The sequence below is a fragment of the Bradyrhizobium sp. GCM10028915 genome (assembly GCF_042666195.1).
GTDB lineage: Bacteria > Pseudomonadota > Alphaproteobacteria > Rhizobiales > Xanthobacteraceae > Bradyrhizobium > Bradyrhizobium canariense_D.
The window spans coordinates 356,278-370,747 of record NZ_JBHTFN010000012.1 but is presented as its reverse complement, the minus strand read 5'-3'; the positions used below and the strand labels follow the sequence as shown (position 1 = coordinate 370,747).

Genomic DNA, 14,470 nt, shown 5'->3' with positions numbered 1-14,470 from the left:
GAGAAAGCGCTTCACGGCAAGGGGCGGTTTCGAAAATGCGAGACAATGTTCGCATGACGATCGCAACCCGCTGCCACCAGCACCCCATGCGTGACTTGCCGGCGGTTATAGAGGATGGGATCTCCGGAGAGATCGCTCATCCTACCATCGGCTTCCTGCACGATCAAATCGGCCGCGGCAAGGTCCCAATCATGACTGTTGCCGCCCGCAAAAGCCGCATCCAGCGCGCCATGGGAGACGCGGCACAGCCGCAGCGCGAGCGAACCGATTCGCGGATGCAGCTTGATCTCGCCCAGTGACGGCTTCAGGCGTTCAACCAGGGGCTTCGGACCCGCGACCCGCGAGAAGTCGAGCTCGGATCCCGCCGTCGCCCGCACCGGCACATCGTTGAGGGTCGTGCCCTGGCCGCGGGCGGCGAAGAAGAACTCATCGCTCGTCGGCGCGAACACCGCGGCGAGGACGGGCGAGGCATCCTCGACCAGCGCGACGCTGACGCACCATTCGTCGTGGCCGTTGAGGTAGTTGCGGGTGCCGTCGATGGGATCGACGATCCAGGTCATCCGCCGCGACAGCCGCACCTCGTCGTCGGCGCTCTCCTCCGACAGCCAGCCATAGTCGGGCGTCGCCGCGCGCAGGCGCGCTTCCAGGAGATCGTTGACGGCAATGTCGGCTTCCGAGACCGGCGAGGACGCGCCCTTGGTCCACTTCTTCAGCTCGGTGCGGAACATCGACTGCGCGAGTGCGCCCGCCTCCCGCACCGTCTCTTGCAGCAGCGCCGCGTCGCGCGTCAGGATGGCTCCACCTGTTGCGTTCGCGTCAACGTCCGCCAAGCGTCAAACCCTCGATGCGCACCGTCGGCGCATTGACGCCGTAGCGGAACTCGAGATCGTTCGCCGGCTGCATCGACTTGAAGATCTCGAACAGATGGCCGGCGATCGTCACCTCGCTCACGGGATAAGTGAGTTCGCCGTTCTCGATCCAGAAGCCGGAGGCGCCGCGGCTGTAATCGCCGGTCACGCCGTTGACCCCCGAGCCAATCAAATCGGTGACGTAGAACCCCTGCTTGATGTCGGAGATCAGCTCGGCCGGCGTGGGAGTGCCGGGTTCGAGATGCAGATTATACGGCCCGGGCGACGGCGAGGAGGAGACGCCGCGATGGGCATGGCCGGTGGTGGTGAGACCGAGCTCACGCGCGGTGGCGCAATCGAGCAGCCAGGTCGTCAGCACGCCTTCTTCGATCAGCGCGATCTTCTTCACGGCAACGCCTTCGGCGTCGAACGTCTGCGAGCGCAGGCCGCGTTTGCGCAGGGGATCGTCGATGATGCGGATGTTCTTGGCGAACAGCTGCTGGCCGAGCTTGTCCTTCAGGAAACTGGTCTTGCGCGCGATCGAAGCACCATTGATGGCGCCGACGACGTGACCGACCAGCGAGCCCGCGACGCGCGGATCGAACACCACAGGCACCTTGCAGGTCTCGACCTTGCGCGGATTGAAGCGCGCCACGGTGCGCTCGCCCGCGCAACGGCCGACGATCTCCGGTGACAAGAGGTCTACACCATGCGGCGCCGAGGTGAAGTCGTAGTCGCGCTCCATGCCGGTGCCGTCACCGACAATGGCGGTGGCGGAGATGCCCTGGCTGGACCGCAGATAAGAGCCGTGGAAGCCGGTGCTGGTGACGAGCACCATGCCGCCCATGCCGGCGGAGGCCGAGGCGCCGCCGGATTTGGTCACGCCCTTCACAGCGAGCGCCGCAGCCTCGGCTTCGAGCGCGCGGCGCTCGAGCTCCGAGGTCGCGGGCACGTCAGGGTCGAGCAGATCGAGATCGGGGAAGTCGCGCGCGAGCAGTGCGGGATCGGCAAGGCCGACATATTTGTCGTCGGGCGCGACGCGCGCCATCGCAACCGCTCGCTCGGCAAGCTTGGTCACGGCATCGCCGCTGGCGTCGTTGGTCGAGACCACCGCCTGGCGTCGGCCGACCAGCACGCGCAAGCCGACATCGTCGCCCTCGGAACGTTCGGATTCCTCGACCCGGCCGTCGCGCACCTCGACGCCTTGCGAGACGCCACGGACGGCGACCGCATCGGCCGCATCCGCGCCGGCGCGCCTGGCAGCCTCTACCAGCCGCTGCGCGAGATCGGAGAGCGCAGACTGGTCGAACAGGTCGCGGCTGGCTGTGGACGAATCCTTGGGCGAAAGCGTCGAGCTTGGTGAAGGGTTCACAAACGAAATCCTGTTGGGTCGGGCTGCGGGACCGGAACCCACAGATGTGCCCTGATCGCGCGGACTTCAAGCATTTTCAGCCCACCAAAAGCTCAGATTCGCAGCTTGTGCGCAACGTCTCGTCAATCATGCGCGCCAAGGTCTTGTCAATCATGCGCGGCGGTGAGGTTGGATTAACCAGCCTTTTTAAGCGGTTTCGGAAAGGCACGCGCTAAGGTCCTCGCATCGACCGGGAACATAATCCCGGCGGGGAGAACTAAAGCCGTGAGGCGTCAAACAGCAACAAGCGGGATCGCTCCCGCCGGGTCGAGCCGCTCCCTGCGGCTCGACCCCCTTTCCCTTCCGGTCCGCTTCGATGCGCATGATCCGCGTGCCGACGGATATGTCCGGCAGATCGAGCTTCATCGCGAACGTGTCGTGCTGCACCGTGCCGTCCGCGGCATGCGGATGGCGATCAACGTCCGCGTCAGCGACTTCATCGGCGTCGCGCTGCGCGGCAACGACGAGGCCCAGACCCTCGTCCTCGTGCATCGCGATCCCTCGCTCTCCATTCCGCTGCTGGTCAGCGCCGATGGCGACGAACTCGTTGAGGCCTGGGCGATCTGGAGCGAGCTGTTCGCGCTTCCGCAGCTCGACGAAGGCGCACGCAAGCCCACGCCGCGCCGCCGCCGCGCCAACGCGATTCGCGACCGCCGTCCGAAATTTCTGATGCGCCGCCGCACCGGTGTTGCACGGGAGTTGTCGGTGCATCGCGATGAGCGCGAGATCATCGCCCGGAGTTAAGCCGTCCGCATCACCGCGTCGGCCAGCAAACCCGCAAACAACAACACCCCCGCGTCGCGGTTCGAGTAGAACAGGCGCTTGCAGAGATCGCCGTCGCTGATATTCAGCCGCCCGATCTGCGAGGCCAGATGCACGGCGAAGGCCCCAAGTCCGAGCCAGGCCGGCCAGCGCGCATCGCCCGACGCCAGCGCCACGCCGATCAGCAGCACCGCGAGGCCGTAGAACAGTATCAGCGCCTGGTGCGTATGCGCGCCGAACAGGCGCGCGGTGGACTTGATGCCGATCAGCGCATCGTCCTCGGCGTCCTGATGCGCGTAGATCGTGTCGTAGCCGATCACCCAGGAGATCGCGCCGGCATAGAGCACGAGCGCGGTGACATCGATCCGCCCGAAGGTGACGGCAAATCCCATCAGGGCGCCCCAGGAGAACGCGAGCCCGAGCACGATCTGCGGCCACCAGGTGATGCGCTTCATGAACGGGTAGATCGCGACGATCAGCAGCGAGGCAATGCCGGTCAGGATCGCGAAGCGGTTGAACTGCAGCAACACCACGAGCCCGATCAGCGCCTGCGCGACCATGAACGCCAGCGCCTGCTTCGCGCTCACCTGGCCCGAGGGCAGCGGCCGCGAGCGGGTGCGCTCGACCTTGTCGTCGAGGTCACGGTCGGTGATGTCGTTCCAGGTACAGCCTGCCCCCCGCATGACGAAGGCGCCGATGAAGAACAGGACGATGGTGAGCGGCAGGCCGCGGACGTCATGGGCCATGCCGGCGGCGAGCGCCGCCGACCACCAGCACGGCATCAACAGGAGCCAGGAGCCGATCGGACGATCGAAGCGGGACAAGCGCAGATAAGGCCGCGCCCATTGCGGCGCACGCGTATCGACCCAGTTGCCAGTGGAATCGGCAACTCGGGCTGACGTGTCGCTCATCGCGTCAGGACGTTGCCGTTGAGTGTGTCGAAGGTGCTGCCGCCCTTCTTGCCGGCATTGGCCTCGGGCGGCGAGCCCGAACCCAGCACTTCGCTCAGCGACGGACCGGCCGGTCCGCGCGGCTGGTTCTGCATCTGCTGCGCGACATTGCAGACCTTCGCCGCCATGGCCTCGGTGTTCTTGTGGCCGTCCTTCATCTGCGCGCCGACCTGCGCCGGAATCCCGCACTTCGAGGCGTTGGCCTCGATGTACTTGATCATCTTGGTCTCAGCCTGGCTGAAGTTGCGGATCAGCTTGCAGGCCTCGTCAGGCGGGGCGTGACGGTCGCTCGCGGCCTTGATCAGCTTGCCGCGTTTTTCGGCATCTTCGCGCAGAGGCATGAACGCCTTCATGCAGTCCTCGCCGGGACCGGCTTGCGTCGGCGGGGCCGCGCTGAAGGCGCCGGCGCCACCGACAGGAGCGGCCCCATTCACGGGGAAGGACGATTGCGGCGCGCCGCCGACGGAGGCGACGGGCGCCGAGCCATTGACGGGCGGGAAGGCGGAACTGGTTGGGGCCTGGCCCGGCAGCGGCGCGGGAAAACCCTGCGCATAGGCACCAACGGCGCCCATCGTGACCATGGCGGCAGTGATCGGAACCATCAAATGACGGATCATCAAGGCAGTCTCTCCGGCAGGAGCATGCGGGTTCGGCGTCTTCCCAATTGAAGCGCAACCAGCGTGCTCGCGATTTTACGATTCCCGCCGGCCCTTAACAACCCGTTGAATAGGGCGGGAGCGCGGCGCGCCGACGCACCATTTTGGCAAAATTTACCCCGAAAGGACTGCTTTCGGTTAAGAACGGCGGCAAATCGGACCTTTGACGATGCCTTCCCACGATTTCCGCGGCCCCCGCCTGTTCGTCGACGCCCCGCTTGCCCAGGACGGCAGGGTCGAGCTCGACCGCGACCAGAGCAATTATCTCGGCAATGTGCTGCGGCTTGCCGCCGGGGCCGAGGTTTTGGCGTTCAACGGCCGCGACGGCGAGTGGCAGGCCGCCATTGAAGGCCGCAAGCGGCCGGACGGTCTCGTCATCCTCCAGCAGACCCGGCCGCAGGACCGGCTGCCCGACCTCGCCTACATCTTCGCCCCGCTCAAGCATGCCCGGCTCGACTACATGGTGCAGAAGGCCATCGAGATGGGCGCCGCCAGCCTGCAGCCGGTTCTGACCCGATTCACCCAGGCCTCACGCGTCAATACCGAGCGGATGCGCGCCAATGTCGTCGAGGCGGCCGAGCAATGCGGCATTCTCAGCATCGCCACCGTTGCCGAGCCGGTGCCGCTGGAGCGCTTCTTGACCCTGCGCGCCGCTGGCAGACTGCTGATCTTCTGCGACGAGGCGGCGGAGCTCGAAAACCCCATTCGGAGCTTGCAAGCCACACGCGCCGGGGAGGGAATCGACGTGCTGATCGGACCCGAAGGCGGCTTTGCCGAGGAAGAGCGGGTCCTGCTGCTGCGGCAGCCGAAAATCCTGCGGCTGGCGCTCGGACCCCGCATCATGCGGGCCGACACCGCCGCGGTGGCCGCGCTGGCGCTGGTGCAGGCGGTGCTGGGCGACTGGGGTGGCGAACGCGGCTAAGGCACGTTGCTATTCGCCTCGTAGCGATCGGTTCAGGGTCTCCGAAGGCAACTCTCCGAAAGCCTCTCTGTAGCTCGCTGCGAATTCGCTGAGATGCCAGAAACCATGCGCAAGCGCGCAGGACTTCACACTCCGGCCTGCTCGGCCGGTGCGCAGTTGCTTGCGTACCGACCAGAGGCGCAAGACCCGGCTATAGCGATGTGGGCTCATGCCGCAGATGGCCCGTGTCGCACTCTGGAGAGTCCGGACCGACACGCCCGCCTGTTCCGCCAGTTCGGTGGTCTTGTGCCAGATCATCAGATCGCGCCGAATCAGTTTTTCCATATCAGCCACGATCCGCCGATAATGCTCGGTGGTGGACGACGCAGGTGCGCTTGCGACACTGGACCAGATCGCCGCATCCATCGTGCTGAGCAGTGATCGTTCGACAATCGTTTGCGAAGCCGGCTCGTTCAGGAAGTCCGGGTCATTTGCCGCGGTTTCAAGCGAGATCGAGATCAGACGGCGCAGCGAGGCAAGCACGTCCGGCGCCGGATTCAGCAAATGGCATCCATCGCTCAATTCAGGCAATGGCTCCCGCCCGGATGGACTGAAGTAGACCACCGCCAGCAGACGCCCCTCCGGCTCATGCACCAAGCAATCTGAACCGCCTTTTAGAATGACAACAGAACCGCCGATCGATTGCCCGTTGATGCGGGCAGAGGTCACGTGATCCATCGGTACCACCACTGCGGCAGCATTGGTGAGCTGATAGCCGCGAATGATCCGGGGGAAGGTTTTCAACAGCGACAGGGTCAGGGTCGGCAAGGTGAGCCGGGCACGCATGATCGCGGTCGTCCCGACAGACAACGGCATGCTCGATGCGCCGGCGTATTTCTCGGTCTCACCGAAATGATCGATGTCATACGATTTGAGCTCGAGCGCCGAGGATGGCTTGAGATCCTGGAACGACATCAAGCGATCCGCCGCTATCTTTTGCATTGCCTCGCGAGCAGGGACTAGACGGCTTTGATCCATGTTCTGCTGCTTACCTGACCTTCTTCGTAGAGACGGCGACTTTAGCGCGACGCAAACCACCCGGCCCTCTGGCCCCGGCGCGCCGCAGGTCGCGGGGCATTGAGAATGGCACGAACGATCAGAAGGTCGAGTGGATCTAAGTCGTAGTGCCGGAACATCTCGCTAATCAAAACAGCATATAGGCCAGCGTGTGTCGCGCGACCGTTCGGATTACATCTGTGCGTTGTCGCATGAATCGGAAACCAACTTTCGCATGGTAAACCAAGGCTCTGCGAACGGATCGTCCGCCCTACCCAAATTGAGCATGAGACCAGTGGACATCCTCAACCGGGCCAAGCAGTTCGCGGATGAGGTTACATGCGAGGGCCGAGCTTTCCGCCCAGGCGGCCCATTCCTTCGTGAAAGCGGCCCGGAGACCTGCCTGGCCGAAATGAATGAGGGTGAGGCGTCCAACCTAACTGGGTCGGCCGCAGCGCGATCGATCGGTATTATATTACCTAGCTTGGCGACGATACCTGATTTGGGCTTCGCATCCTCTGCTGACGGCGCGTCGCTCCGGCGCTGTTAAGCGATTGATCCTTTGGAGGTCGAAACCGCTTTCGGGCCATGCTAAGGCCTGCGGCAATTCGTTCCCTGCTTGCCCTGCCCGGTTCCACCGGGACGATGGACCCCGAGATGACCGCGACTGCCACCTCAAACGCTGCCGGCTCCGCCGCCTGGGCGGACACGCTGCTGCTGTCGTTCGGCCAGGCCGGCTATGTCAGGGCCGAGCCCGCCATCCTGCAGCCGGCCGAACCGTTCCTGGATCTCTCCGGCGAGGACATCCGCAAGAGCCTGTACCTGACCACGGACCTCTCCGGCGATGAGCTCTGCCTGCGCCCGGACCTGACCATACCGGTGGCCCGCGATTACCTCAGCTCTGGCCGTGCCGGCCAGCCGGCCGGGTTCAGTTATCTCGGCCCGGTGTTCCGCTACCGCAACGGCCAGAGCAGCGAATTCCTGCAGGCCGGCATCGAGTCGTTCGGCCGCCAGGACCGCGCCGCGGCCGATGCCGAGATGCTGGCGCTGGCGCTGGAGGCGACCGCCGCCTTCGGCGTTCGCGACGTCGAGATCCGCACCGGCGACGTGGCGCTGTTCAACGCGCTGCTCGACGCGCTCGACCTCTATCCGGTCTGGCGCCGCCGCTTGGTCAAGGATTTCAACCGCAAGATCAGCCTGGAGCAGGATCTGGAACGGCTGGCAGCCGCGACCACAGCGACCCGCAGCGAATATGAGGGCGTGCTCGCGGCGCTCACCGGCTCCGACCGCAAGGCAGCACTCGCTTTCGTCACCGATCTGATGTCGATCGCCGGCACCACCAATGTCGGCGGCCGCACCACGGCCGAGATTGCCGACCGCTTCCTCGAGCAGTCGACGCTGAAGGGCGGCGCGCTGCCGCGCGAAGCCATCGCCGTGCTCAAGCGTTTCCTGTCGATATCGGGTAACCCCGATGACGCCGTGGCCGAGCTGCGCGCGCTCACCAATGATGCGAAGCTCGACCTCAGTGCTGCGATCGACCAGTTTGAAAGCCGGGTCGGCTTCATGGCGGCGCGCGGCATCGATGTGAAGGGGACGCGGTTTTCGACCGCGTTCGGGCGCGGGCTCGACTACTACACCGGCTTCGAATTCGAGCTGCATCACCGCGGCAACGGCGCCGAGCCGCTGGTTGCCGGCGGCCGCTATGACGGGCTGATGACCCAGCTTGGATCGGCCGAGCCGATCCCCGCGGTCGGTTTCTCGGTCTGGGTGGATGCGCTGACCCGGATCGGCCGCAAGGTGGGAGCTTAAGTCATGAGCGCGCCATTCGTTCTGGCCGTTCCCTCCAAGGGTCGCCTTCAGGAAAACACCGAGGCCTTCTTCGCCCGCGCCGGGCTCAAGCTGTCGAAGGCGGGCGGCGCCCGCGACTATCGCGGCACGCTCGCGGGCCTCGACAATGTCGAAGTCGCCTATCTCTCGGCGAGCGAGATCGCCTCGCAACTGTCCCGCGGCTCGGCGCATCTCGGCGTCACCGGCGAGGATCTGGTGCGCGAGACCATCGCGGACGCCGACAAGCGCGTCTCCCTGATCGAAGGCCTCGGCTTCGGTTATGCCGACGTCGTCGTCGCGGTGCCGCAGGCGTGGATCGACGTCCGCACCATAGCCGACCTCGACGACGTCACCACCGGCTTCCGCGAGCAGCATCACATGCGGATGCGGGTCGCAACCAAGTTCATCAATCTCACCCGCGCCTTCTTCCAGAGCCAAGGCATCACCGATTACCGCATCGTCGAAAGCACGGGCGCGACCGAAGGCGCACCGGCCGCCGGCAGCGCCGAGTTGATCGTCGATATCACCACGACCGGCGCGACGCTCGCCGCCAACGGATTGCGGGTGCTCGACGACGGCGTGATCCTGCGCAGCCAGGCCAATCTGGTCGCCTCAAGGGACGCCGATTGGTCGCCGCAAGCGCGGGAGACCGCGCGAATCATCCTCGATCACATCGCGGCGCGGGCGCGGGCCAACAAATACCGCGAAGTCCGCACCCGCTTCCGCCAGTGCGACGCGGCCATGCTCACCGAGGCCCACGAGCGCTTCGGCGTCGAAGCCCCGTTCGGCGGACCGACCTCGTCAGGCATGCTCACGCTGCACTGCCCGCCGGGCCAGCTCTATGCACTCGCGAGCTTCCTGCGCGGGCATGGCGCCGAGACCGTCTCGGTGGTTTCGCTGGATTACGTGTTCGACCGGGAGAACCCGCTGTTCGCCAGGCTCGAGGCGTTCCTGCGGCAGTGAGCCCAAAGTTTGTTGAGCAATTCCGTTCAGCGTAGCGACAGCAAACGGCAGCTACCATATGCTGTTGAGATGACCTTGAACGCCTCTGGAACCTTGATCGATGACGCTGGGCTCTGACGTTTCCGGCATGACGACCACCGCGGCAAGCGCCGCCGCGAAGGGGCTGTCGATTGTCGTCCCGCTCTACAACGAAGCCGCCGGCCTCGCCGCCCTGCACCAGCGCATCTGCGATCTCGCAAAGACCTTGCGGGAGCGCTATCGCTTGGCTTGCGAGGTCGTCTATGTCGACGACGGTAGCGCGGACGCGACGCTGTCGATCGCCCGCTCGCTGCCGGCCGACGCGGTCGACGTCCAGGTGGTGTCGCTGTCGCGCAATTTCGGCAAGGAGGCCGCGCTGATGGCTGGCCTCGACCATGCCCGGCTCGGCGCGGTGCTGTTCATGGACGGCGACGGCCAGCATCCGCCGTCGCTGGTCGAGCGACTGGTGCGGCACTGGATCGAGGACGGCTACGACGTCGTCTATACCGCCAAGGCGCATCGCGACAACGAGCCCTTCCTGCGGCGGCTCGCCGGGCGCGGCTTCTATGCGCTGATCAATTGGGGCGCGCGCCAGAAGATTCCCGAAGACGCCGGCGACTTCCGCCTGCTGTCGCCGCGCGCGGTCGCAGCACTGAGGCAGCTGCCCGAGCGCAACCGCTTCTTCAAGGGCCTCGCGAGCTGGATCGGCTTCCGCCAGATCCGCGTCGATTACGAGCCCGCGCCGCGCACCCATGGCGTGACGACCTTCAGCGCCGCACGCCTGCTTGGTCTTTCGATCGAAGGCGTCACCTCGTTCTCGGTGGCGCCGCTGCGCTTCGCCAGCCTGCTCGGCGTGATCCTCGCCGGCGGAGCGTTCCTGTTCGGTCTGTCGATCCTCTGGGAGGTCTTGACCACCGGCAAGCAGGTGCCCGGCTATCCCTCACTCGTGATCGGCCTGATGACGATCGGCGGCGTGCAGCTCATCATGATCGGCATCGTCGGCGAATATATCGGCAAGATCCTCTCCGAGCTGAAGGCGCGCCCGATCTACTTCGTCGCCGAGCACAGTGAAAAGCATTTCGAAACCGAGAAGGCCCAGGACGCTTCAAGCCTGGACGCCTCGAAGAGGACGGCGGCCGAATGAGCGCGGCCGCGCCGCTGCGGCGGATCTGGCTCTGCGCCGACGATTACGGCATCAGCCCGGGCGTCAATCGCGCCATCCGCGACCTGATCGAACGCGGCCGTCTCAACGCTACCTCGGTGATGATGGTGGGACCTGCGGTCGAGCGCAGCGAGATCGAAGCGCTCCAGGCGGCAGCGCAAGCGAGCCCACGCTGCGCGATCGGATTGCACGTGACGTTGTCGGCACCGTTCCGGCCGCTCACCATGCATTTCCGTCCGCTCGACGGCGACATGTTTCTCCCGTTTCCGAAGCTGCTGCGCGCGGGTCTTGCGCGAAGGCTCGACCGCGAGTTCTTTCGCAACGAGGTCAAGGCGCAGCTGGCAGCCTTCGCGAAAGCGTTCGGACGCGCGCCTGACTTCGTCGACGGCCATCAGCATGTGCAGCTCTACCCGCAGGTGCGCGACGGCTTTGTCGATGCGGTGAGCGAAGTCGCGCCAAAAGCCTGGGTACGCCAGGGCGGCCGCGACCTGCCGCTGATGCAGCGGCTGGCCTCACCGAAAGCCATGGTGCTCGACATTCTCAGCGCGCAATTCCGCCGCCGTGCCGTCAGCGCGGGCCTCAGCTTCAATCCCGGCTTCGCCGGCGCCTATGATTTCACGCGGGCGGCCGATTTCGGCGAGCTGATGCGGCAATTTCTCGAAGGCCTGCCGGATGGCGGCCTCGTGATGTGTCATCCCGGCTTCGTCGACGAAATTCTCACCGGGCTCGACCCGATGACGGATGTCCGCGAACGCGAGCACTCCTATCTCGCCGGCGATGCCTTTGCGCGCCTGCTGACGGACAGCGGCGTCACGCTGGGGTAAAACCGGCGAAGTTTGCGAGAAAGCCGCCCCGCGGGGCAGCTTGTCGCATACCGAAATTTAATCCAGCCGGCACTGTTGGGGCCACAATGGAACCCTACATCTGCCTCGCGCTTGTTTTGCGCGAGGGAGACTGACCATGACGCCGCAGGAACGCCAGCTCGTCGACGAGCTTTTCGACCGGCTTTCGAAACTGGAAAATGCACCGCGCGATCCCGACGCGATCGCCGCGATCTCCGACGGCCTGCGCAAGGCGCCCGGCGCGATCTATGCGCTGGTGCAGACCGTGCTGTTGCAGGATGAGGCGCTGAAGCGTGCTCACAATCGCATCCAGGAGCTGGAGGCGGCGCAGGCGCCCGAGCAGGCGCAGTCCGGCGGTTTCCTGGACACCATGCGCGACACGCTATTCGGCGGGGGTCCGTCGCGCGGCTCGGTTCCGAACGTACCGCCGCGTGACTCGCGGCCGGTCTGGAACAGCGGCCAGGCGATGCAGCAGCCACAGCCGGGCTATGGCCAACCACCGTACGGACAGGCCTACGGCCAAGGACCGGGTCAGGGCTATGGTGCGCCGCCGATCGGCGGTGGCGGTGGCTCGTTCCTCGGCACGGCGGCGGCCGCCGCGGCCGGCGTCGTCGGCGGCTCGCTGCTGCTCTCCAGCATCCGCGGCATGATGGGCGGATCGCATCAGCAGGCCTTCGGCGACACCAATGCTCTGGGCGATCGCAGCCCCTGGACCGGCAGCGATCAGTCCGGCGGCTCGCTCGCGCGCGATGCCGGCCTCGATGACATCGGCTCGAACCGCGGTGATGCTTCCCGGCAGGGCTTCGCCGACCACGCTTCGAACGACGACCAGAATTACAACGATCAGAACGACAATGGCATCGATAATGTCGACCTCGCCGACGACAGCGATTTCGGCGGCGGCGACGATGGCGGCAGCGATTACGCCTGACGCTTCTTATCCTTGCTCCAAACGAGAACGGCCGCCGATGAGGCGGCCGTTTTGGTTCCGAGCACTATGCGCCTACATCACCACGACCTTGGTGCCCACGTTGACGCGGCCATAGAGATCGATGACGTCCTCGTTGCGCATGCGAATGCAGCCCGAGGAGACGTTGGTGCCGATGGTCCAGGGCTCGTTGGAGCCGTGGATACGGTAAAGCGTCGAGCCGAGATACATCGCGCGCGCACCGAGCGGATTTTCCGGGCCGCCTTCCATGTGCCTCGGCAGGTCGGGGCGGCGCGCGATCATTTCCGCCGGCGGCGTCCAGGCCGGCCATTCGCGCTTGGCCGTGATCGACTTCACGCCGGACCAGGTGAAGCCGGGGCGGCCGACGCCGATGCCGTAGCGCATCGCGCGGCCGTTGCCCTCGACGAGGTAGAGGAATTTGTTCGGCGTATCGACCACGATCGTGCCGGCGCTTTCGTTGCCGCTATAGTCAACGAGTTGTTTCTCGAATCTCGGGTCAAACTGACGCTGCCGCGGATCGACCGCCTCCTGCTGGAGACTTGCGCCCTGCATCTGCGGCTCGCCCATCGGCGGCAGGCGGCGCTGGTCATAATAACCTGGCTGCTGCTGATACACCGGCTGCTGCGGAGCGTAGGCCGGACCGCGACCGGGCCCGTCGCCAAATATGAACTCGATGAAGCCACCGCCCATGTTGGAGGCGACGCGCACGGGCGCAGGCGGCACCTGCGGCTGGTACAGCACCGCGGGCGGATCGTTCGGCACGCTATTGTCGAAGGCGCTGGCGCTGTTGACGCCGGCAATGAAGGTGCAAGCGCTGCCAAGCAGCGCAACAGACATTTTCTTGAACATCGACGTACTCTGTACTGTTTCGTCTAGATCACATGCGTCGTGGCGAGGTGATGGCTGATCCGCATCCGCGACGTGGTCAATAAAGAGCAAAAGCCGTTTTGTTTGGTAAACGGAAACGCCATTTCGATTCACCACATCGTCGGCAACGGCGCAATTTGGCGATCAGCGTTTATTTTCGATGAACGCCGTGCACGCATGGTTAATCGCCCGTTTGCAAGCCGTCGCGCGCAGCCGCACGACAGTTCCGGCTGTGAACTTCGTGTTAAATCGCTTCTGCCTACAAAGACGCGTGAGTGAGGTGGGGGGAGTTCTTGATGGCTATTCACCGCAAACGTTTTCGTGTCGAGGAGGCTATTGTCGGCGAGATGCCCAGCCCCGAAATGATTGAGGAGGCTGCGCCGATGCATAGCGAGATCATGGCCGAGCTGCGTGCGATCCGCACGCAGATGGCGAAGGGCACCGCGCCGTTGTCCGGCAGCGCCGCCATGGCGGCGATCGACGCCTCCACCGCCCACGAGCTCTCCGAAGCCCGTACCATGCTCGATACTTACCGGGCGCAGATCGAGCAGTGCGAGAAGCTGAAGGTCGAGCTCGACCTCATCCACGACGCCATCGATCGCACCAAGCGCGAGATCGCGACACTGCATGGCAAGAGCTTCGACGGCGGCGAAATGGCCAAGGTCAATGGCGAGCTCGGCGCGGTCGTCGGCGGCACCGAACAGGCGACCCAGCAGATCCTCGAAGCCGCCGAGTCGATCGACCAGGCGGCCAGCGCGATGGCCAAGGTGCAATCGGCCGATCAGCAGAAGCGGCTCGCCGACGATATCCAGGAACGCGTCATCTCGATCTTCGAAGCCTGCAACTTCCAGGACCTGACCGGCCAGCGCATCAGCAAGGTCATGAGCACGATGAAGTTCATCGAGCAGCACATCAATTCCATGATGGAAATCTGGGGCGGTGTCGACGCGATCAAGTCTCACGTCGTGCCGCAGGTCGACACTCGCAGCGATGACGACAAGCTTCTCAACGGCCCGAAGCTCGCCGGCGACGTCGGCCACGCCTCGCAGGACGACATCGACGCGCTGTTCGACTGAACGGACGCGACGCTCTGAATAACGAACGCCGGCGCAAGCCGGCGTTTTTTTGTTGTCTATCGTCCCCTGCTGTCATCGTCCGCGCAGGCGGACGATCCAGTATTCCAGAGACGGCAATGATTGAGCCGAGAAGCTGCGGCGTACTGGATGCCCCGCCTGCCGCCTACGCTAAAGCTTCGGCG

General features: G+C 65.1%; 14 protein-coding genes. 8 read left to right on the top strand and 6 right to left on the bottom strand.

Annotation, left to right across the window (positions count from 1 at the left end):
• Window positions 1-11: 11 nt before the first annotated feature.
• Both ACFQX9_RS10850 and ACFQX9_RS10845 read right to left on the bottom strand, forming a co-directional pair.
• On the bottom strand, window positions 12-830 hold the full coding sequence (locus ACFQX9_RS10850; RefSeq protein WP_085350100.1) for a 3'(2'),5'-bisphosphate nucleotidase CysQ: 819 nt from the start codon (window positions 828-830) through the stop codon (window positions 12-14).
• Window positions 817-2,220, bottom strand: a complete 1,404-nt coding sequence (locus tag ACFQX9_RS10845; RefSeq protein ID WP_377788300.1) for a TldD/PmbA family protein — start codon at window positions 2,218-2,220, stop codon at window positions 817-819. The genes ACFQX9_RS10850 and ACFQX9_RS10845 overlap by 14 nt, the downstream gene beginning before the upstream one ends.
• A gap of 264 nt (window positions 2,221-2,484) precedes the next feature.
• Here ACFQX9_RS10845 and ACFQX9_RS10840 point away from each other — a divergent pair, with 264 nt between their 5' ends.
• Window positions 2,485-3,003, top strand: coding sequence for a DUF6101 family protein (locus ACFQX9_RS10840; protein WP_085350102.1), 519 nt, complete (start codon window positions 2,485-2,487; stop codon window positions 3,001-3,003).
• Here the strand turns inward: ACFQX9_RS10840 and ubiA are convergent.
• Together ubiA and ACFQX9_RS10830 are read right to left on the bottom strand one after the other, a co-directional pair.
• The gene (ubiA, locus tag ACFQX9_RS10835; RefSeq protein ID WP_085361275.1) at window positions 3,000-3,932 is read right to left on the bottom strand and encodes a 4-hydroxybenzoate octaprenyltransferase; all 933 of its coding nucleotides are present in this window, start codon (window positions 3,930-3,932) and stop codon (window positions 3,000-3,002) included. The genes ACFQX9_RS10840 and ubiA overlap by 4 nt on opposite strands.
• Window positions 3,929-4,588 (bottom strand): hypothetical protein, encoded by a 660-nt coding sequence (locus tag ACFQX9_RS10830; protein WP_085350104.1) that lies wholly within the window; start codon window positions 4,586-4,588, stop codon window positions 3,929-3,931. The genes ubiA and ACFQX9_RS10830 overlap by 4 nt, the downstream gene beginning before the upstream one ends.
• A 208-nt stretch (window positions 4,589-4,796) precedes the next feature.
• On the opposite strand from ACFQX9_RS10830, the gene ACFQX9_RS10825 reads away from it, so the two are divergent.
• The gene (locus ACFQX9_RS10825) at window positions 4,797-5,549 is read left to right on the top strand and encodes a 16S rRNA (uracil(1498)-N(3))-methyltransferase (RefSeq protein WP_085361274.1); all 753 of its coding nucleotides are present in this window, start codon (window positions 4,797-4,799) and stop codon (window positions 5,547-5,549) included.
• Between the two features lie 9 nt (window positions 5,550-5,558).
• On the opposite strand, the gene ACFQX9_RS10820 is transcribed toward ACFQX9_RS10825, so the two are convergent.
• A complete protein-coding gene (locus tag ACFQX9_RS10820) occupies window positions 5,559-6,503 on the bottom strand; it encodes a helix-turn-helix domain-containing protein (protein ID WP_231190239.1) in 945 nt (314 codons plus the stop codon).
• Between the two features lie 738 nt (window positions 6,504-7,241).
• On the opposite strand from ACFQX9_RS10820, the gene ACFQX9_RS10815 reads away from it, so the two are divergent.
• The 5 genes from ACFQX9_RS10815 to ACFQX9_RS10795 all read left to right on the top strand — a co-directional run bounded on the left by ACFQX9_RS10815 (window position 7,242) and on the right by ACFQX9_RS10795 (window position 12,327).
• Window positions 7,242-8,393 (top strand): ATP phosphoribosyltransferase regulatory subunit, encoded by a 1,152-nt coding sequence (locus ACFQX9_RS10815; RefSeq protein ID WP_085361272.1) that lies wholly within the window; start codon window positions 7,242-7,244, stop codon window positions 8,391-8,393.
• Window positions 8,394-8,396: 3 nt separating this feature from the next.
• The gene (gene hisG, locus ACFQX9_RS10810; RefSeq protein ID WP_377788293.1) at window positions 8,397-9,374 is read left to right on the top strand and encodes an ATP phosphoribosyltransferase; all 978 of its coding nucleotides are present in this window, start codon (window positions 8,397-8,399) and stop codon (window positions 9,372-9,374) included.
• Between the two features lie 100 nt (window positions 9,375-9,474).
• On the top strand, window positions 9,475-10,536 hold the full coding sequence (locus ACFQX9_RS10805; protein ID WP_085361271.1) for a glycosyltransferase family 2 protein: 1,062 nt from the start codon (window positions 9,475-9,477) through the stop codon (window positions 10,534-10,536).
• Window positions 10,533-11,378 carry a ChbG/HpnK family deacetylase gene (locus ACFQX9_RS10800; protein ID WP_018453438.1) on the top strand — a complete coding sequence of 282 codons (846 nt, stop codon included), beginning with the start codon at window positions 10,533-10,535 and terminating at the stop codon, window positions 11,376-11,378. Before ACFQX9_RS10805 ends, ACFQX9_RS10800 begins: the two co-directional genes overlap by 4 nt.
• 136 nt (window positions 11,379-11,514) lie before the next feature.
• A complete protein-coding gene (locus tag ACFQX9_RS10795; RefSeq protein ID WP_204512401.1) occupies window positions 11,515-12,327 on the top strand; it encodes a DUF2076 domain-containing protein in 813 nt (270 codons plus the stop codon).
• Window positions 12,328-12,399: 72 nt separating this feature from the next.
• On the opposite strand, the gene ACFQX9_RS10790 is transcribed toward ACFQX9_RS10795, so the two are convergent.
• A complete protein-coding gene (locus tag ACFQX9_RS10790; protein WP_085385433.1) occupies window positions 12,400-13,194 on the bottom strand; it encodes a L,D-transpeptidase in 795 nt (264 codons plus the stop codon).
• 314 nt (window positions 13,195-13,508) lie between these two features.
• On the opposite strand from ACFQX9_RS10790, the gene ACFQX9_RS10785 reads away from it, so the two are divergent.
• Window positions 13,509-14,288, top strand: coding sequence for a protein phosphatase CheZ (locus ACFQX9_RS10785; protein ID WP_018453435.1), 780 nt, complete (start codon window positions 13,509-13,511; stop codon window positions 14,286-14,288).
• The last annotated feature ends 182 nt before the right edge of the window (window positions 14,289-14,470 follow it).